This window comes from Streptomyces sp. A1136, from assembly GCF_004795055.1.
GTDB lineage: Bacteria > Actinomycetota > Actinomycetes > Streptomycetales > Streptomycetaceae > Streptomyces.
In genome coordinates this window covers 251,149-270,292 of record NZ_SSBJ01000007.1, presented here as the reverse complement: position 1 = coordinate 270,292, position 19,144 = coordinate 251,149, and the positions used below count along the sequence as shown (strand labels likewise).

Below are 19,144 nucleotides of genomic sequence, written 5' to 3'. Positions count from 1 at the left end.
CCGCCGGAGTCGGGCCCGGGTGTGTGGGAGCCCCGCTACGAGGGTCCGGCCGCCGACTTCGGTGTGCAGCCGCCGGAGTCGGCGCGGCCCCCGCGGGTCCCGGGGCCCCGGCGCGAGGGCGCGACGACCCGCCCGGTGGCGCAACCGCCGGAGTCGGGCCCGGGTGTGTGGGAGCCCCGCTACGAGGGTCCGGCCGCCGACCTCGCGGCGCAGCCGCCGGAGTCGGGCCCGGGGTTACCGGAGCCCCGGGACCAGGGCTCGACGGCCGGCCCCGGGGTAGGACCGCCCGAGGCGTCGCCCGGGGAGCCGGTCGGGCGGGCCGACGGACGGTGGCTGCGGGGTGGGCGGCGTAGCGGGGGCGCCCGGTACGCGGGGGCGCCGGCCGGGGAAGCGCCGCCGTCGCTGCCGGACTCGACTCCCCGGGCCCCGGAGGTCACGCCCCGCGGCGCCCGCTTCGCCCATCTCGTCCCCGCGGGCGCGGCCCCGGACACCGACCCGGCCGAGCACCCGGGCGCCGATCCGACGGCCCCGCCGCGGCTCGGCCCCGGTGCGCCGGAGCCTGCCACAGGGCCTGCCGTGGGGCCCGGTACCGGGGCCCTCCCGCCGGAGGTGCCCCGGACCGTGGCCCGACTCCTCGGGCTCCGGGCGCAGGGTCGCGGGGGAGAGGCGCACGCGCTGCTCTGCGAGGCCGCCGCGTGGCCCGCGCACCTCCTCCCGGAGTTCGCCGCCGAGCTGGGCCGCGCCGGGCTCGGCGCGGACTGGGCCACCCTGCTCTGGGAGGCGGCCTCGCTCCCGCCCGGCCGGCTCGCCGCCGCGGCGGCAGCGCTCGGGGAGGCCGGGCGGGACGGCGACAGCGACGCGCTGCTGCGCCAGGGCGTCGCCCGTCCCACCGCCGAGATCGCCGAGGCGGCCCTCCTCCTCGGCGCCGGCGGGCGAGAGCGCGAGGCCGACGCGCTGCTCTCCGCCTTCGTCCGGCTGCGCACCGCCGAGGAGGCCGCCGCCCTGGCGCGGCGGGACCCGCACTGGTTCGCCCCGCGCCTGCTCCGCGCGGCCTCCGCGCTCGCCGGGGGCAAACACCGCGACCTGTCCCACGCCCTTCGCGTCGCCGGGATTCCCCTGCCCTGAACCGGCCACCCCCTGATCGCAAACGATCACGTTTGCACCTAACGTGATCGACTACTCCAACAGCGCACGGCGCTCTTGCCCCACGGTGTGACGAGGCCTACGTTCTACTCCCTACGGACACCGTCTACGGGCGTAGAAGTCGGCGTCCCGTCGCGAGGAGGCAGCTCATGGCCCAAGTCGTCCGCGCCGCTCTGGTCCAGGCCACCTGGACCGGAGACACCGAATCGATGATCGCCAAGCACGAGGAGCACGCCCGGCGGGCCGCCGCCCAGGGCGCGAAGATCATCGGCTTCCAGGAGGTCTTCAACGCCCCCTACTTCTGCCAGGTCCAGGACCCCGAGCACTACCGCTGGGCCGAGCCCGTCCCCGACGGCCCCACCGTCCGCAGGATGCGTGACCTGGCCCGCGAGACCGGCATGGTGATCGTCGTCCCGGTCTTCGAGCTGGAGTCCGAGGGCTTCTACTACAACACCGCCGCCGTCATCGACGCCGACGGCAGCTACCTCGGGAAGTACCGCAAGCACCACATCCCGCAGGTCAAGGGCTTCTGGGAGAAGTACTACTTCCGACCGGGCAACCTCGGCTGGCCCGTCTTCGACACCGCGGTCGGCCGCGTCGGCGTCTACATCTGCTACGACCGGCACTTCCCCGAGGGGTGGCGCCAACTCGGACTCGCAGGCGCCCAGTTGGTGTACAACCCGTCCGCCACCCACCGCGGTCTCTCGGCCTACCTGTGGCAGCTGGAACAGCCCGCCGCGGCCGTCGCCAACGAGTACTTCATCGCGGCCATCAACCGCGTCGGCCAGGAGGAGTACGGCGACAACGACTTCTACGGCACCAGCTACTTCGTCGACCCCCGCGGCCGGTTCGTCGGAGAGACGGCGAGCGACAAGGAGGAGGAACTCCTCGTCCGGGACCTCGACTTCGACCTGATCAAGGAGGTCCGCGACCAGTGGGCCTTCTACCGCGACCGCCGCCCCGACGCCTACGGAGGACTCGTACAGCCGTGAGCAATCCGATCCCCCTGCACAGTCGCCACCACGCCGTCCTCCCGGACTGGCTCACGCTCTACTACGAGCGCCCCATCGAGCTCACCCACGGCGAGGGCCGCCACGTCTGGGACGCCGACGGCAACCGCTACCTCGACTTCTTCGGCGGCATCCTCACCACGATGACCGCGCACGCCCTGCCCGAGGTCACCAAGGCCGTCGCCGAACAGGCCGGGCGGATCATCCACTCCTCCACCCTGTACCTGAACCGCCCCATGGTCGAGCTGGCCGAGCGGGTCGCCGCCCTCTCCGGCATCCCCGACGCCAGGGTCTTCTTCACCACCTCCGGTACCGAGGCCAACGACACGGCCCTGCTGCTCGCGACGACGTACCGCCGCTCCAACCAGATCCTGGCGATGCGCAACAGCTACCACGGGCGCTCCTTCTCCACCGTCTCCATCACCGGCAACCGCGGCTGGTCCCCGACCAGCCTCTCGCCGCTCCAGACGTACTACGTCCACGGCGCGGTCCGCACCCGCGGCCCCTTCGCCCACCTCGGCGACGCCGCGTTCACCGAGGCGGCCGTCGCCGACCTGGAAGACGTACTGGGCCAGGCCCGCGGCGGGGTGGCCGCCCTGATCGCCGAACCGATCCAGGGAGTCGGCGGGTTCACCTCCCCGCCCGACGGCCTCTACGGCGCGTTCCGCGAGGTCCTCGACCGGCACGGCATCCTCTGGATCAGCGACGAGGTGCAGACCGGCTGGGGCCGCACCGGCGAACACTTCTGGGGCTGGCAGGCCCATGCCCAGAACGGCCCGCCGGACATCCTCACCTTCGCCAAGGGCATCGGCAACGGCATGTCCATCGGCGGCGTCGTGGCCCGCTCCGAGGTGATGAACTGCCTCGACTCGAACTCGATCTCCACCTTCGGCGGCTCCCCGGTCACCATGGCGGCCGGCGTCGCGAACCTCGGGTACCTGCTGGAGCACGACCTCCAGGGCAACGCCCGCCGCGTCGGCGGTCTGCTCCTGGAGCGGCTCCGGGCCATCGCCGCCGGCGTGCCAGCCGTGCGGGAGGTGCGCGGCCGGGGCCTGATGGCCGGGCTGGAGCTCACGCGGCCCGGCACCGACGAGGCCGACCCGCGGGCGGCCGCCGCCGTACTGGAGGCCGCCCGCGCCGGGGGCCTGCTGCTCGGCAAGGGCGGCGGCCACGACACCAGCGTGCTGCGCATCGCGCCGCCGCTCTCCCTCACCGTCGCGGAGGCGGAAGAGGGCGCCGAGATCCTCGAACAGGCCCTGCGCGGTCTGAACCGGTAGCGAGGGACACGTACATGAGCACCCGCACCCTGATCCGCGGCGGACTCGTCGTCACGGCCGCCGACGAACTGCACGCGGACGTCCTGATCGAGAACGGCCGCGTCGTCGCCCTCGCGGCCCACGGCTCACAGGTCGCCGACGGCTGGACGGCGCAGACCACGATCGACGCGAGCGGGAAGTACGTCATCCCCGGCGGCGTCGACGCCCACACCCACATGGAGCTTCCCTTCGGCGGCACCGCCGCCTCGGACACCTTCGAGACGGGCACCAGGGCGGCCGCCTGGGGCGGCACCACCACCATCGTCGACTTCGCCGTGCAAAGCGTCGGCCGCTCCCTGCGCGCCGGGCTCGACACCTGGTACGACAAGGCCGACGGCCGGTGCGCGATCGACTACGCCTTCCACATGATCCTCTCCGACGTCAACGAGGGCACGCTCAAGGAGATGGACCACCTCGTCGGCGAAGGCGTCACCTCCTTCAAGCTGTTCATGGCCTATCCGGGGGTCTTCTACAGCGACGACGGCCAGATCCTGCGCGCGATGCAGCGGGCCTCCGGCAACGGCGGACTGATCATGATGCACGCCGAGAACGGCATCGCGATCGACGTCCTCGTCGAACAGGCCCTGGCGCGCGGCGAGACGGACCCCCGCCACCACGGCGAGGTCCGCAAGGTCCTCCTCGAAGCCGAGGCCACCCACCGCGCCATCCAACTCGCCCGGGTGGCCGGCTCCCCGCTGTACGTCGTCCACGTCTCGGCCGAGGAGGCGGTCGCCGAGCTGGCCGCCGCCCGCGACAAGGGCCTGCCGGTGTTCGGGGAGACCTGCCCGCAATACCTGTTCCTGTCCACCGACAACCTGGCGGAGCCGGACTTCCAGGGCGCCAAGTACGTCTGCTCCACCCCCCTGAGGCCACGCGAGCACCAGGCCGCGCTGTGGCGGGGGCTGCGCACCAACGACCTCCAGGTGGTCTCCACCGACCACTGCCCCTTCTGCTTCCGGGGCCAGAAGGAGCTCGGCCGCGGTGACTTCTCGAAGATCCCCAACGGCCTGCCCGGGGTGGAGAACCGCATGGACCTCCTGCACCAGGCCGTCCTGGACGGGCACATCACCCGCCGGCGCTGGATCGAGATCGCCTGCGCGACCCCGGCCCGGATGTTCGGCCTCTACCCCAAGAAAGGCACCATCGCGCCGGGCTCCGACGCCGACATCGTGCTCTACGATCCGCATGCCGAGCAGGTCATCTCCGCCGAGACGCACCACATGAACGTGGACTACTCGGCGTACGAGGGCAAGCGGATCACCGGGCGCGTCGACACGGTGCTCTCGCGCGGGGAACTCGTCATCGACCGGCGCGAGTACACCGGCCGGGCCGGTCACGGGGCCTTCGTCCCCCGCTCGACCTGCCAGTACCTGTAAGGAGCCGTGATGGACTTCGGTCTCGTCCTGCAAACAGACCCGCCCGCCTCGCAGGTCATCAGCCTGATGAAACGCGCCGAGCGGGGCGGCTTCCGCTACGGCTGGACCTTCGACTCGGCGGTCCTGTGGCAGGAGCCCTTCGTCATCTACAGCCAGATCCTCGCCAACACCCAAAAGCTCCACGTCGGACCGATGGTCACCAACCCGGGAACCCGGACCTGGGAGGTGACCGCCTCCACCTTCGCCACCCTCAACGACATGTACGGCAACCGCACGATCTGCGGGATCGGCCGCGGCGACTCCGCGATGCGGGTCGCGGGCCGCAAGCCCAACACGCTGGCCCGCCTGGGGGAGGCCATCGAGGTGATCCGCGACCTCGCGGAGGGCCGCGAGGCCGAGGTCGACGGCAACCCGATCCGCATCCCCTGGATCAAGGACGGCAAACTCCCCGTCTGGATGGCCGCCTACGGGCCCAAGGCCCTCGCCCTGGCAGGGCAGAAGGCGGACGGGTTCATCCTCCAGCTCGCCGACCCCTGCCTCACCGAGTGGATGATCAAGGCGGTCCGCGAGGCCGCCGCCCGGGCGGGTCGCGACCCGGACGCGGTCACCATCTGCGTGGCGGCCCCGGCGTACGTCACGGCTGACGACTCGGTGCGGGCGCTGGCCCACGCGCGGGACCAGTGCCGCTGGTTCGGCGGCATGGTCGGCAACCACGTCGCCGACCTCGTCTCCCGCTACGGTGAACACTCCTCGATGGTCCCGGACGCCCTCACCGAGTACATCAAGGCCCGGGGCGGCTACGACTACAGCCACCACGGCCGCGCCGGGAACCCGTCCACCGACTTCGTTCCGGACGAGATCGTCGACCGCTTCTGCCTGCTCGGCCCGGTCGAGGCCCACATCGAGAAGCTCCGCGCCCTGCGCGCCCTCGGCGTGGACCAGTTCGCCGTGTACGCCATGCACGACGCCAGGGAGGACGTGATCGACACGTACGGGCGGGAGGTCATCCCGGCGCTCGGCACCTGACGGCGCGGCCCCGGGGGAGCGCCGCCGGGGCTCAGGCCCGCGCCTCTCAGGCCCGCGGGTCCATCAGCAACGCCATCACGCCGACCAGCGTCGCGCTGCTGACGATCTCCCGCCGGGCGATCATCCCGGGGACGTCGGAGAGGGGGATCCACTCCACCCGGTCCGACTCGTTGCGCTCCGTGGGCTCGCCCACGCGCCGCACCCCGTCGGCGCGGAACACGAAGTGTCGGGAATCGGTGATCCCGGCGGCGGGTTCCGCGTAGAGCAGCTCCCGCACGGCCGCCGGCCGCCACCCGGTCTCCTCCTCCAGCTCCCGGGCGGCGGCGGCCTCGGGGTCCTCGCCGTCCTCCACCAGCCCCATGGGCAGCTCCCAGGCCCAGGTGTCCGTGACGAAGCGGTGGCGCCACATCATCAGGACCCGTCGCCGGTCGTCGACGGCAGCCGTCACGGCCAGGTCCCGCAGGCGCACGACCTCGTAGGGGACACGGGCGCCGTCCGGCCGCTCCACGTCGAGCGAGCGGAGCCGTACCCAGGGGGTGTCGAGAATCGTCCGCTCGCCGTGAACGGTCCAGCGCATGTCGTGCCTGCTCTCGATGGGGGGCGGTCCGGCATCCGTAGCCTCGCACGTCGTGCCGGAGGAAGGCCGTTCGCGGTGTGAAACCCCGTCGGGGAATGGCGAATTTCCCAGGGACAAAGGTCCTATGGCGCGCGACAGCTCCCGAAAGCCACAGTAGTGACCACGGCGAGGGCAGGTCGGACAGGCCATGACGGGAGTGATCATGACACGGATATCCATCGATCCGGGGCGCTTCAGCCAATTCGGGGAGGCCACGGGAAGCACCTTCTGTCTGGTCACCAACCCCGAGTTGGTCGACCGGTTCGAGATCGTGGAATCCGCCGCGTACAAGAATTACCTCACGATCCCGATGGGCCAGGGTGACCGTTTCGAGGACCTCCTCGAAAAGCGGATCCCGGAACCCGCCCACATCCTGGTCGTATCGCCCCACCGGTTCTTCGCGTCCCCGGACCCCGATCTGGTGGGGCAGCGGAAGATCATGGGAATGGCCTGCAATTCGACGCCGACCACCCTCGACGAGATCCGGCACTTCCTCGGCGTCATGGAGCGGACCTCATCGGCCGAGCAGGCGGCGTTCTGCGACACCTTCTTCGAACTCGCCGAGGAGGCCGACCACCTGGTCTACGCCGACCCCGTGCACGGCACCCGAGCGGTACTCGACCATCTGCGCGACGGCCTGGTGTGGAACCAACAGGCCGGCCCGCTCGAATGGGGCGACCAGCAGATCGTGCCGTCCGGCGAGATCAGCGTGCTGCCGGTGGAGATCAGGGAGTTCGACGAGGCCCTGAAACTGCCGTTGGAAGGCGAGATCACGCTGCGCGGCTACCCGATCCTGCACAACGGGACCCCGTCCTTCTCACGCGCCGACCAGGCCCGCATTCACGCGAGGCTCTGGGCGATGCGCGACCACGCCATCAAGGCCCGGGTCGAGGACGGCAGGATCACGCGGCTGGAGGCACTGGACCCGGGGGCAGAGCCCGCCGTGTCGATGTTGGAGCAGATGTTCGCGGTGGACTCCCGCTACCGCATCGTGTGGGAGATCGGTCACGCCCTCAACACCTCCCTCGACATCCTGCCCGGCAACCACGCCATGAACGAGGTGTACGGCGGCACGGAAGGCTGCCTCCACTACGGTCTCGGGCTCACTCCGTACACCCAATACCACCTGGACATCATTTCGCCCGACACGCGCGTCCTCACGAGCAATGGACTGGCGCTGATCGGCCACCCGGACCACCCCACGGTGGAGAGGGTCGTCACCGCGGACCAGCGGAACCGACCGTCCCCCGACCGTACGGGGTGAATATGAGGAATCCATTCAACAGGAGGTGACTGTCATGAAGAAGATCAAGGTGCAGAAGAACCGCAACTACCTGGGCACGCTCCTGGGCTGAGTACCGACCCGTGGCGGGGCATTCAAATGCCCCGCCACGGGGTTCTCGTCGTCTTTCACTAGGGAGTGCGCCCGTGTCACCGCTGGATCTCACCACAGACGACTTCGGTCAATTCGGCGAGCCGGTAGAGACGTTCTGTCTGATCACGACCGAGGACGGCGGCGAGCCCCTCTCCCTGCTCCCCGGTGACGGGTATTCCCGCGTGGACCACCTGACCCTGCCGCGCGGCACACGTCTGGGCACCCTCATCGCCGAGCAGGCCCCGCCGGACGCGCACGTCCTGGCCGTCTGCCCGGGGCGCTTCCTCGACTCGCCGAGCCCGCAGGAGTTGGGCGCGCGCAAGCTGGCCGTGCTGCCGGCCGGCTCCACCCCGCTCACCGACGAGCACGTCCGCTACTTCCTGCGTACCGCGGCCAAGACCGACGTGGCCCGACAGGCCGCCGCGGCGGAGGAGTTCTTCGACCTCGTCGGGGACAGCGAACGGTTGACGATCGTCGACGACGCCTCGGGAACGGAAGCCGAGTTCGACCACACGGCGGGCGACTGCGTCTGGAACCAACAGGCGGGCGTCCTGGAGCCCGGCGATCAACAGATCTTCCCGTCCGGCAAACTGAGCGTGACCGCCGCCGAGATCACCACCTTCGAGCCGGACGCCCGCCTGCTCGGGCTCCACGGGGACCTGACGCTGCGCGGGTGGCCGATCGTCCACCGGCACGCGGACCCCGCCGACGGCGACGAGCAGCGAAGGCTGTTCGACGCGCTCTCCCCGCTCGTCTCGAACGCCGTGACGCTCCACGTGAGCGCCGGAACCATCGAGGGCGTCACCCCGCAGACCCCGGCCGCCGCGCCGGCCGCCGAGGAGCTGGACAAGCTCCTCACCGACGACCCCCGTTACCGGGTCATCTGGGAACTCGGCTTCGCGATCAACACCGCCACGGAGGTCATACCGGCGAACTGCGGGCCCAACGAGGTGTACGGAGCCACGGCCGGCGTGGTCAACCTCGGACTGGGGATCACCCCGGCCACGCGCTTCGCCCTGGCCTTCCTCTGCCCCCGCAGTTCCCTGCTGACATCGGACGGAACCCCCGTACTCGGCGCCCGCAAAGCGGTGCGCCGCGGCCGGATGCAGCGCGTCTCCAGCGCGAGTTGCGGCTGCCACTGACCCCACGGCCACTGGCCCCACAGGAGGGAAGCAAGCCCATGACGGTCAACCCCGAACTGCGCAAGCGGGTCGACGCGATCCTCGACACCTACATCAAGGACTTCTACGAGACGGTGCCGTTCGCCCAGCACCAGAAGAACGCCGCCGAACTCAACCTGGACTACTACAAGCGCCACAACATCGAGACCATCCTGCGGCTGCGCCGCAAGCGGACCATCGACGCGCTGGCCATCAAGTACTTCACGAAGGTCGACCCGGTGCAGGCCAAGGCGTGGGCCCACTACACCGATGACGAGATGCTGCACGACCGGCTGTTCGCCGCGGACCTCGCGAAGGTCGGGGTCACCAAGGACCAGATCTACTCCACCGAGCCGATGCTCTCCACCAAGCTGCTCACCGGATACCTCCAATACGGCATGGAATTCGAGGACAGTCCGCTCGCGCTGATCACCAGCGTCTACTTCGTGGAGTACGTGACCACGCGTACCCAGCCCGAATGGCTGGACAACCTGGAGAGCGTCCTCGGCCAGGAGAACGTCAAGGGCGCGCGCGCCCACGTCAACACCGACCTCGACGACGACCACGACGACTTCGTGTGGCGGGTGATGTCCACCCTGGTCACCACCGACGCGGACGAACAGAAGGTCGTCGAGCACCTCGACCACGTCTACTGGCTGTGGAAGCTGTACTTCGTCGAGCTGCACCAGCTCACCGTGCTCGGCCGCACGGAGGACCGGATCCCGCTGCCCACCTCGGCCGACGTCTGAGCGGGGCCTCCCGTGCCGGACGACGACCGGGCCGCACGACGGGGCGGGCGGCGGGCAGTCGAGGTGACGGCCCTGCCGCCCGGCCGGGAGCTGCCGACGGAGACCGAGAAGTGGATCGTGGACGGCCTGGTGGCGGCCATGCCCGGCCTGCGGGCCCGGCAACTGTTCACGCTGCGCCGCGACATGCTGACGGAGGCCGACTACATCGTCGTCGGGGTGGACCGGGAGCGCGACCGCGTCGTCTCCCTGCTCACGTCCCACTGGGCGGAGCTCCCCTCGGGGCGCTCCTGCCTGCACGTCATGATCCAGTTCGTGGGCGACGCGTACCGCAACGGCCGTGTCTTCGGGGAGAGTTGGTCCGTGCACTTCGCCCGACTTCTGGCCGACGGGCACCGGTTCCCCGAGGTGATCGCGCTCAAGACGTACAACCCCGTGGTCCACTGCGCGATGTCGGCGTTCAGCGGGCATCCGGACATCACCATGTACCCGGACCTGTCCGGCGGCAACGACAGCGGCCGGGCGGCGCCGGCGGCCGAGGTGGCCGCGGTGCTCGCGCCGGGCGCGCCCTTCGACGCCGCCCGAGGCGTCATCCGGGGCATCGGTCGTCCGCTCGACCTCTACCGGGAACGGCCCACCAGCCACGACCTCGCGGCGAACGCGTACTTCGAGCGGCACGCCGCCCCCGGCGACCGGGTGCTGTGCATGCTGCACGTCCCGACGGCGGAGGGGGCGCACGCGATCCTCGCGGCCCTGGGCGTGCCGCTGCCCTCCGACCTCGGTGGCGGGCGCCGCTGAACCCCACGGGCCCCGACTCCGGGGCCCGCGGCGCGCGGTCCTGTCGCCCCGTAGCCCGTACCGGAACCCCAGGAACGCGAGGCAGCCATGACAGACGCCTTTCCCTCCGACTACGCCGAGGCCCGGGCCGACTTCCTGCGGGCCGCCGAAGCGGCGGGCGCGCGGCTGCGGACGTACACGCTGCCGGGGCACCGCGGGCCCGACGGCGACGAGCTGCGGGTCGACACCGCGTACACGGGTCCCGCGGACCCGGAGAAGCTGCTGGTGACGGTCTCCGGGACACACGGCATCGAGGGTTTCTGCGGCTCCGCCTGCCAGACCGGCATCCTGCTGCGGGAGGGGCTGGCGCGGACGGCCGGGCCGAGAACCGGTGTCCTGCTGGTACACGCCCTCAACCCCTACGGATTCGCGTACCTGCGGCGGGTCAACGAGGAGGAGGTCGACCTCAACCGGAACTTCGTCGACCACGACGACCCGCCGCACAACGACGCGTACGACGCCGTCCACGCGACACTGGTGCCGCCCGGCTCCGCCGCCTTCTCCCCGAGCGCGCTGGTGGCGGACCTGACGGCCCTGCGCGACCGGCTCGGCCCGCAGACCCTCCAGGAGGCCGTGACCAGGGGCCAGTACCGGCACGCCGACGGACTGTTCTACGGCGGCCTGCGGCCCACCTGGTCCCGCCGGGTGTTCGAAGTCGTGGTGGCCGAGCAGATCGCCGACGCCGCGCACGTCGCGTACATCGACCTGCACACGGGTCTCGGGGAGCGCGGTGTCGGCGAGCCCATCTTCCGGGGGGGCCGGGACGCCGACGCGCACGCGCGCGCCCGACGCTGGTACGGGGACGCGTTGACCGCCTCCGAGCTGGGGACCTCCTCGTCCACGCCCATCGTCGGCAACACCGCCACCGCGGTGGCCGACGGCCTCGGGCCCGTCGGCCGGCTGACCGCGATCACCCTGGAGTTCGGCACGCTGCCGGGCCCCGAGGTGCTGCTCGCGCTGTGCGCGGACGCCTGGTTGCACCGGCACCACACGCCGGCCGAAGCGGTCCGCTCCGAACTCAAGCAGCTCATCCGCGAGGCGTTCTGCCCGGCGGACGCGGCATGGCGCGAGCAGGTCCTGCGACGCGCGCGGGAGGTCTTCGGTCAGGCCCTCGCCGGCCTCGCGGACGTGAAACCGGGGTACGCCGGATGAGGGCGCGTGGCAGGAATTCGTGGACGGACGTCAGTCTGGCCACTGTCGCCCCGGCCCGCCCCGTCGCAGAGTGATCCCATGGCAAGCAGCGATTCTCCCTCCGCGGTGCAGGAGACGGAGCCGGAGCCCACACCCGTGCACGTCGGCGTCAAGACGGTCTGGCGGGAGTCACCGACAGCCGTGAAATCCCTGCTCGTGGGCACCGCCGTGAACAGACTCGGCGGGTTCATCCAGGTCTTCATGGTGCTGTACATGACGCAGCGCGGCTTCTCCGACACAGAGGCCGGCCTCGCCCTGGGGGTCTACGGCGCCGGGACCGTGCTGGGGGTGCTGACCGGCGGCTGGATGTCCGACCTGGTCGGTCCGCGGCTGACCATCATGTCGACGCTGGTCAGCTCGGCCGTGCTCCTCCCCGCCGTGCTCTACCTGGACAGCTATCCGGCGATCCTGGCGGTCATCGGCGTCGGCGCGGCACTGAGCCAGGCCTACCGTCCCGCCTCCACGAGCATGATCAGCCAGCTCATCCCCGCCGAGCGCCAGGTCATGATCTTCGCCATGGTCCGTCTGGCGATCAACCTGGGCACGACGGCGGCCCCGCTGCTGGGCGCGGCCCTGGTGCAGGTGTCGTGGGACTTCCTGTTCTGGGGCGAGGCCGTGGCGATCCTGGTCTTCGCCACGGTGGCGGGGGTGACCCTGCCCCGCGGCCGGACGAACGGGGCCGGGGAGGAGGGGACGGCGGACACCGCGCGGTCCCGCGTCACGGGTCGCAAACCGAGCTACCTCGCCGTGCTGACGGACGGCCGCTACCTGCTGTTCCTGCTCGCGATGTTCGTGAGCTCGGTGATCTACATCCAGTACGTTTCCACCCTTCCGCTGACGGTCAAGCACCTCGGCCTGGGCACCGGCGTGTACGCGGCGATGGTCGCGCTCAACGGCGCTCTCGTCATCACCTGCGAGCTGCTCGTCGCCAAGGTGGTGCAGCGGTGGCCGGCGCGGATCGCGGTGATCGCCGGCGTGGCCCTCACCGGCATCGGGATGAGCCTGTACGCACTGCCCTGGGGCGTCGCCGCGCTGGTGATCGCGACCCTCGTCTGGTCGTTCGGCGAGATCGTGGGCTATCCGACCCTCTTCTTCGCCTATCCGGCGCAGGCCGGACCGCCGGAACTGCGCGGCCGCTACCTGGGCGCGTCGAACTCGCTGTACGGGCTCGGTACCGCGGTGGGGCCGTTCCTCGGCGTCATGCTCTGGAACAGGTTCGGGGACGGCCTGTGGCTCGGGTGCGGGGCCCTCGGGCTGCTCGCCGTGGGCGCCGCCTGGCTGGGCGTGCGCCCGGCGGGCGCCGCCGACCGCGAACCGCCGCGGACGGAGCCGGGCAAGGGCGCGGAGCCCGACGCGGGCCTCGGCGCCGGCGCGGAGACCACAGTCACCCAGTGAGGCCGGCAGCGCCCACGCACTACTTCGGAGGAGAACCATGCCCCGCTACGCGATTCTCGTCGACCCCTACTCCGGCGCGGCCGAGTACGCGAACGCCTTCCGGGAACGGGACGTCGAACCGGTGGCCGTGCTGAGCACCCCGGGTCCGTTGAACTCCTACCGGCGGACGTGGAACCCGGACGCCTTCTTCCGGACCCACCACCACGACGGGGACTTCCAGGAGTTGGTCCGGACGGTGAAGGGCTACGACCCGGTCGCCATCGTCCCGGGCAACGAGTCCGCCGTCATGCTGGTCGACGCCCTGATCGAGGAACTGATGCCGGGCACGGGCAACGTCTTCGAGCTCTCCGAGGCCCGCCGGGACAAATGGCCCATGGGTCAGGCGGTGGCCGCCGCCGGCATCCCGCACCTGCGCCAGATCGCCACCGCCGACCCGGAAGAGGTCGCCGCGTGGATCAGGGACAACGGGCTCCAGGGCCGCCCGCTGGTGCTGAAGCCCCGTCGCAGCGGAGGCACGGACGACGTGCACAAAGTCGGCGGCCGGGAGGACTGGCGACCGTACTTCGACCGCCTCCTGGGCTCGGTCAACCGCTTCGACATCCGCAACGACACCGTCCTGGTGCAGGAGTTCGCGCAGGGCACGGAGTACATCGTCGACACGTACTCGGTCGACGGGGAGTTCGGTCTGGTGTCGGTCAGCCGCTACAGCAAGTCGGCGAAGGAGGACAGGATCGGGATCTACGACGCGGTCGACTACCTGGCGCCGCAGGACCCGATCACGAGGATGCTGGGCGAGTACACCCGGCAGGTGGCGCGGGCGGTGGGCGTCCGCAACGGCTGCACGCACACGGAGGTCATGCTCACGGACGACGGCCCGCGCCTGATCGAGACGGCGGCGCGGCTGGCCGGCAGCTGTCTGCAGTACTCGGCGCGGCTGGCCACCGGGGACTGCCAGATCGACCGCACGGTCCGCCACCACCTCGACGGCGCGTTCAGCCCCGGGTACGAGATCGTGCGGCCCGTACGCGTGGTGTGGTTGTCCAGCCCACGCGCGGGCGTCCTGCGCAACGCCGAGGCACTGGACGCGGTCCGCGAACTGCCCACCTTCCACCGCCTGGGCATGCCCTACCGCGACGGGGAGCAGGTGCCCTGCACGGAGGACCTGTTCACCAGCCTGGGTTGGGTCATTCTCGGTGGTCCGAGTCAGGAATCGGTTGACGCCGACACGGTCCGTGTCAAGGAAATCGAGGCACGACTGACCGTGGAACCCGTCTGACGTCAAGGAGGGGGCGACGGGGGCCGGGAAGGGACGGGGTGGTGATCCGGACACCCCGTCCATTTTCGTATGGGACGAGAGTCCTATGGTGAGGGCGAATTCGCCCGACTAGGGTGATTCCCGCCTGATCAAATTCGGCGTGCATATGCAACGTAATGTTGCCGGTCGGTCAAGAGGGAGAGGGCATACCGTGGAGCCGGTTGCGTGGGTCGGCGAAAGTTCGCCCGAGCGCGAAAGGATCATTGGCTGGCAGGCTCCCCCGCTGAAGTTCGGGGTCGGCGCCACCCGGGAGATCGGTTACGAGCTGCGCAGGGCCGGCGTCCGGTCGGTGTTGCTGGTCACCGACCCCGTCCTGGCCGGCCTCGGCCTGCCGGCCCGGGTCGCCAAGCTCATCGAGCAGGAGGGCGTCGCGGTCTCGGTCTTCGACCGCGTCCGGGTGGAGCCCACCGACGAGAGCTGCACCCGGGCCGCCCGCGAACTGGCGTCCCTCCGGGTGGACGGCTTCGTCGGCCTGGGCGGGGGCAGCTCGATCGACACGGCCAAGATGCTCAACCTGCTGCTCACCCACCCCGGCCGGTCGGTACGCGACTACCTGAACGCGCCCATAGGCGCCGGAGCCAGGATTCCCGGGCCGCTGAAGCCGCTGGTGGCGGTGCCCACCACGGCCGGGAGCGGCAGCGAGTGCACCGCCATGGTCGCCCTCGGCGTCAGCGGCCTGAACGTGAAGACGGGCATCAGCGATCCGCGGCTGCTGCCGTCCCTGGCGTTGATCGACCCCGCCAACACCCTCACGCTTCCCCCGGCCGTCACCGCGTCCTCCGGGTACGACGTGCTGACCCACGCCTGCGAGTCGTATACCGCCCGCCCCTACGACCGGCGCCCGCCCTACCCCACGCCCGCGGACCGGCCGCTGTACGTCGGCGCCAACCCGATCAGTGACGTGTGGGTGGAGCAGGCCCTGATACTGGTCGGTCGCTACCTGCGGCGAGCCGTGCTCAATCCGGACGACCTGGAAGCCCGTATCGGGATGAGTCGGGCGGCGAGTTACGCCGGAATGGGCTTCGGAAACGCCGGAACCCACATTCCGCACGCCTGCGCCTATCCGATAGCCGGATTGGTCCGGGACTACCGGCCCGAGGGTTACGCGGTCGATCACCCGATGGTCCCGCACGGCGTGGCGGTGGTATCCACCGCCGCGGCGGCATTCGAATTCACCTACCCGACGTCGCCGGAACGTCATTTGCGCGCGGCCGAACTGCTCGGGGCGAATGTGGGGGGCGTGTCGGTCGCACACGGCGCGGATGTACTTCCGGCCACTTTGCGGGAGCTGGTGGCGGATACGGGCGGTCCGGGCGGCCTTGCGTCCTTCGGTTATTCCGGCAAGGATTTGCCTGCACTTGTCGAGGGGGCCCTGAAACAGCAGCGTCTGCTGGTGTGTTGCCCGCGCGACGTCGCATCCCGTGACCTGGCGAGAATCCTCGGCGGTTCGATGACCGGCTGACGAGACGTGTTGCGGTCCCCCCATGCAAGGAGCTTGGTGCCCCGTGAGCGAAGCAGACTTGACCGAGTACACGGCCGTCATCGCGGGAAAGAAGGTCCCCGCGGCGGGATGGATCGATGTCCTCGATCCGTCGAACGGCCGTCCGTTCGCGCGAGTGGCCCGCTGTGGCGAGGCCGAGGTCGCCGACGCGGTGGACGCGGCCCGGTACACCTACGAGTCCGTCTGGCGCCTGGCGCCGGTGGCGGAGCGGTCCGGTGCCTGCCGCCGGATCGCGACGGCGATCCGCTCCGCCCGCTCGGAACTGGCCACTTTGGAAACCCTCGACACCGGCAAGCCGCTCAGGCAGTCGCTGGTCGACGCCGATGTCGCCGCACGCTACTTCGATTTCTATGCCGGCGTGGTGGAGGCGCTGGGTGGTGAAACGATCCTCCACCAGGCGGACCGGTTCGCGTTCACACTGCGGGAGCCGTACGGGGTGTGCGGGCACATCATCCCGTGGAACTACCCCCTGCAGATCGCCGCCAGGACGGTGGCTCCGGCCCTCGCGGCCGGCAACTGCTGTGTGCTCAAGCCGGCCGAGGACGCGCCGTTGACCTCGCTCCGGCTGGCGGAGATCGTACTCGAAGCGGGACTCCCGCCGGGCGCGCTGAACGTCGTGCCGGGCTACGGGGAGGAGGCGGGCGCGGCCCTGGCCGCCCACCCCGGCGTGGACCGGCTCGCCTTCACCGGTTCGCGGGAGATCGGCGAGGCCGTCATGTCGGCCGCGGCGCGGAACATCGTGCCGGTCACCCTGGAACTCGGCGGCAAGTCGCCGCACATCGTCCTCCCCGACTTCGACGCCGCGCGGGCCGTACCCCTGATCGTGGACTCGATCACCGAGCACGCGGGCCAGAACTGCTCGGCCGGAAGCCGGCTGCTCGTCCACCGTTCCGTACACGAGGAGCTGGTGGCGGAGCTCGCGGCGGCCTTCCGCGCCCTGCGCGTCGGCCCGGGGATCGCCGACCCCGACATGGGACCGCTCATCTCCGCCAAACAGCGCGACCGGGTGCTCGGCTACCTCGCCGAGGGCGCCGGGGACGGTGTGCTCCGCGCCGGCGGCGCGGTACCCGAGGGAGAGGTCTACGCCGGGGGGTTCTACGTGGAGCCCACGATCCTGGACCACGTGAAGCCGTGGCACAGGGTGTTCAACGAGGAGATCTTCGGCCCGGTCCTGTGCGTCTCGGTCTTCGACGAGCTGGACGAGGCGGTCGAGCTCGCGGAGCACACCACGTACGGCCTCGCCGCCGGGGTCTGGACCTCCGACGTGACCACCGCCCACTGGCTCGCCCAGCGGCTGCGAGTGGGGCAGGTGTTCGTCAACAACTACAGCGCGGCCGGCGGAGTGGAGCTCCCCTTCGGGGGCTACCGGCGCTCGGGCATAGGCGTGGAAAAGGGCGTGGAGGCGCTGCGCGAATACACGCGGTGCAAGACCGTGACGATTCACACGCCGGCTCCCGCGTGAACCGTCCGGCCCGCGCGATCCGTCCGAAGACGTAGTGGAACTCACCGAAAAGAGCGGTTCGGTTATCACATCCGCATTGAGGGAGTGCACCTGATGGCACGTGTTGTGCAGAGGCGAACCATCGAGTTGAGTGGCAAGAGGTGCTGTGAAGTGTGCGGTGCGCCACCGCAGCCGGTCACGGATCTCGCCGAGGCGGTCGACAAGATGCACAAGGCTCTCGGTGAAGTGCAAGACGCCCTCGAAGCCCAGGAACAGAGGAACGAGGACTCGCGCACGGACCCCGGGGACGGGGACGGGCCGGATGTCGCGCCGTCCCCTCGCCACCCCGATCCGACGTCCCGGGAGCCGCTCTCGCTCCTGACCGCGCGCGAGCGCGAGATCCTGGTCCTCGTCTCCCAGGGGAAGTCGAACCGGCGGGTGGCCAGCTCGCTCGGGATATCCGAGAAGACCGTACGGAACCATTTATCCGCCGTCTTTTCGAAGGTGGGAGCGTCCGATCGCACCCAAGCCGTCGTCATGGGAATTCGCGGCGGTATCGTCTCCATCGGCGAGTGACGCGGTGCGGCGGCTCCCTCCCCGCATTCGGGTGGACGAATCCGGAACACCGCCGGACGCATGCCGTCGGTGTGCGGGAGCTTTTGGCCGGCCGGCAGTGGGGGGACTGTCAGAGCACAGCGAATCCCTGCCACATTGGGTCCATGTTGAAAAACGTAGCCGCTGTGCTGCTCGACAACGTCCACCCCTTCGAGCTGGGCGTCGTGTGCGAGGTGTTCGGCATCGACCGCCGGGAGGAGGGTCTGCCCGCCTACGACTTCGCGCTCGTCGCCGCGGAATCCGCCTCCGTGCGCGCTGTCCCCGGATTCACCATCAGCACCCCCTACGGCCTCGACCGGCTCGCGGACGCGGACCTGATCGCCATCCCCGTGGGCGACGACTTCCACACCAGGGACTTCCCGCCGGAGCTGCTGGAAGCCCTGCGCCAAGCCGTGGCGCGCGGCGCCCGGGTGCTCAGCGTCTGTGTCGGGGCCTTCGTCCTGGCGGCCGCCGGCCTGCTCGACGGGCGGCGCTGCACCACGCACTGGCGGTACGCCGACGCGCTCGCCGCGCGCTACCCCGAGGCGGAGGTCGAGCCCGGTGTGCTGTATGTCGACGAAGATCCGGTCTTCACCTCGGCCGGCACCTCCGCGGGGATCGACGCCGCCCTCCACCTGGTGCGCAAGCTCCAGGGCAGCGACGTCGCCAACGCCATCGCCCGACGCATGGTCGTGCCCCCGCACCGGGACGGCGGCCAGGCGCAGTACATCGAAAGGCCCGTGGCGGAGTACCGCGAGGACGGGGTGCGCTCCGTACTGACCTGGGCCGAACAGCACCTGGACCAGGAGATCAGCGTCGAGCGGCTCTCGGCGCTGGCGTGCATGTCACCGCGCACCTTCGCCCGCCGCTTCCGCATGGAGACCGGAACCACCCCCTACCGCTGGCTGCTGGCGCAGCGGGTGCTGAGCGCCCAGCGGCTCCTGGAGAAGACGGACGAGACGATGGAGGCGGTGGCCGCCCGTACGGGATTCCCCAACGCGGCGGCCTTGCGGCACCAGTTCGTGCGCTCGCTGGGCACCACCCCGAACGCCTATCGCCGCGCGTTCCGGGGCTCTCTCACCTGACAGACCCACGCCGGGCG

At 70.8% G+C, this 19,144-nt stretch carries 16 protein-coding genes and 1 pseudogene; 16 read left to right on the top strand and 1 reads right to left on the bottom strand.

The window, feature by feature from the left end; translation table 11 throughout:
- The 5 genes and pseudogenes from E6R62_RS40255 to E6R62_RS09775 all read left to right on the top strand — a co-directional run.
- Positions 1-1,125 (top strand): annotated as a pseudogene (locus E6R62_RS40255) (hypothetical protein); the annotation flags it as partial.
- A 167-nt stretch (positions 1,126-1,292) separates the two neighbouring features.
- The gene (locus E6R62_RS09790; RefSeq protein ID WP_136212935.1) at positions 1,293-2,135 is read left to right on the top strand and encodes a nitrilase-related carbon-nitrogen hydrolase; all 843 of its coding nucleotides are present in this window, start codon (positions 1,293-1,295) and stop codon (positions 2,133-2,135) included.
- On the top strand, positions 2,132-3,430 hold the full coding sequence (locus E6R62_RS09785) for an aspartate aminotransferase family protein (protein WP_240801571.1): 1,299 nt from the start codon (positions 2,132-2,134) through the stop codon (positions 3,428-3,430). The genes E6R62_RS09790 and E6R62_RS09785 overlap by 4 nt, the downstream gene beginning before the upstream one ends.
- A 14-nt stretch (positions 3,431-3,444) precedes the next feature.
- On the top strand, positions 3,445-4,845 hold the full coding sequence (hydA, locus tag E6R62_RS09780; protein WP_136212934.1) for a dihydropyrimidinase: 1,401 nt from the start codon (positions 3,445-3,447) through the stop codon (positions 4,843-4,845).
- A gap of 9 nt (positions 4,846-4,854) precedes the next feature.
- Positions 4,855-5,871: a TIGR03842 family LLM class F420-dependent oxidoreductase gene (locus E6R62_RS09775; RefSeq protein ID WP_136212933.1), complete on the top strand. Its 1,017-nt coding sequence runs from the start codon at positions 4,855-4,857 to the stop codon at positions 5,869-5,871.
- Between the two features lie 46 nt (positions 5,872-5,917).
- On the opposite strand, the gene E6R62_RS09770 is transcribed toward E6R62_RS09775, so the two are convergent.
- Positions 5,918-6,448 carry an NUDIX hydrolase gene (locus E6R62_RS09770; protein ID WP_136212932.1) on the bottom strand — a complete coding sequence of 177 codons (531 nt, stop codon included), beginning with the start codon at positions 6,446-6,448 and terminating at the stop codon, positions 5,918-5,920.
- A 202-nt stretch (positions 6,449-6,650) separates the two neighbouring features.
- On the opposite strand from E6R62_RS09770, the gene E6R62_RS09765 reads away from it, so the two are divergent.
- From E6R62_RS09765 to E6R62_RS09715, 11 genes are all read left to right on the top strand, one after another.
- Entirely contained in the window at positions 6,651-7,751 is a 1,101-nt protein-coding gene (locus tag E6R62_RS09765; protein ID WP_240801570.1) for a hypothetical protein, read from the top strand.
- Positions 7,752-7,915: 164 nt separating this feature from the next.
- Positions 7,916-9,004, top strand: a complete 1,089-nt coding sequence (locus E6R62_RS09760) for a hypothetical protein (protein ID WP_136212930.1) — start codon at positions 7,916-7,918, stop codon at positions 9,002-9,004.
- 38 nt (positions 9,005-9,042) lie between these two features.
- Positions 9,043-9,771 (top strand): hypothetical protein, encoded by a 729-nt coding sequence (locus tag E6R62_RS09755; RefSeq protein ID WP_136212929.1) that lies wholly within the window; start codon positions 9,043-9,045, stop codon positions 9,769-9,771.
- Positions 9,772-9,783: 12 nt separating this feature from the next.
- On the top strand, positions 9,784-10,566 hold the full coding sequence (locus E6R62_RS09750; protein WP_136212928.1) for a hypothetical protein: 783 nt from the start codon (positions 9,784-9,786) through the stop codon (positions 10,564-10,566).
- 87 nt (positions 10,567-10,653) lie between these two features.
- Positions 10,654-11,757, top strand: a complete 1,104-nt coding sequence (locus E6R62_RS09745) for a M14 family metallopeptidase (protein WP_136212927.1) — start codon at positions 10,654-10,656, stop codon at positions 11,755-11,757.
- 78 nt (positions 11,758-11,835) lie between these two features.
- Entirely contained in the window at positions 11,836-13,191 is a 1,356-nt protein-coding gene (locus tag E6R62_RS09740; RefSeq protein WP_136212926.1) for an MFS transporter, read from the top strand.
- Positions 13,192-13,228: 37 nt separating this feature from the next.
- Positions 13,229-14,467 carry an ATP-grasp domain-containing protein gene (locus E6R62_RS09735; protein ID WP_136212925.1) on the top strand — a complete coding sequence of 413 codons (1,239 nt, stop codon included), beginning with the start codon at positions 13,229-13,231 and terminating at the stop codon, positions 14,465-14,467.
- Between the two features lie 190 nt (positions 14,468-14,657).
- Complete coding sequence (locus tag E6R62_RS09730; RefSeq protein ID WP_240801569.1) at positions 14,658-15,968, top strand: hydroxyacid-oxoacid transhydrogenase; 1,311 nt, start codon at positions 14,658-14,660, stop codon at positions 15,966-15,968.
- A 43-nt stretch (positions 15,969-16,011) separates the two neighbouring features.
- Entirely contained in the window at positions 16,012-17,469 is a 1,458-nt protein-coding gene (locus E6R62_RS09725) for an aldehyde dehydrogenase family protein (protein WP_240801568.1), read from the top strand.
- A gap of 150 nt (positions 17,470-17,619) precedes the next feature.
- Positions 17,620-18,024: a response regulator transcription factor gene (locus E6R62_RS09720; RefSeq protein WP_240801567.1), complete on the top strand. Its 405-nt coding sequence runs from the start codon at positions 17,620-17,622 to the stop codon at positions 18,022-18,024.
- Positions 18,025-18,167: 143 nt separating this feature from the next.
- On the top strand, positions 18,168-19,127 hold the full coding sequence (locus E6R62_RS09715) for a GlxA family transcriptional regulator (protein ID WP_136212922.1): 960 nt from the start codon (positions 18,168-18,170) through the stop codon (positions 19,125-19,127).
- The last annotated feature ends 17 nt before the right edge of the window (positions 19,128-19,144 follow it).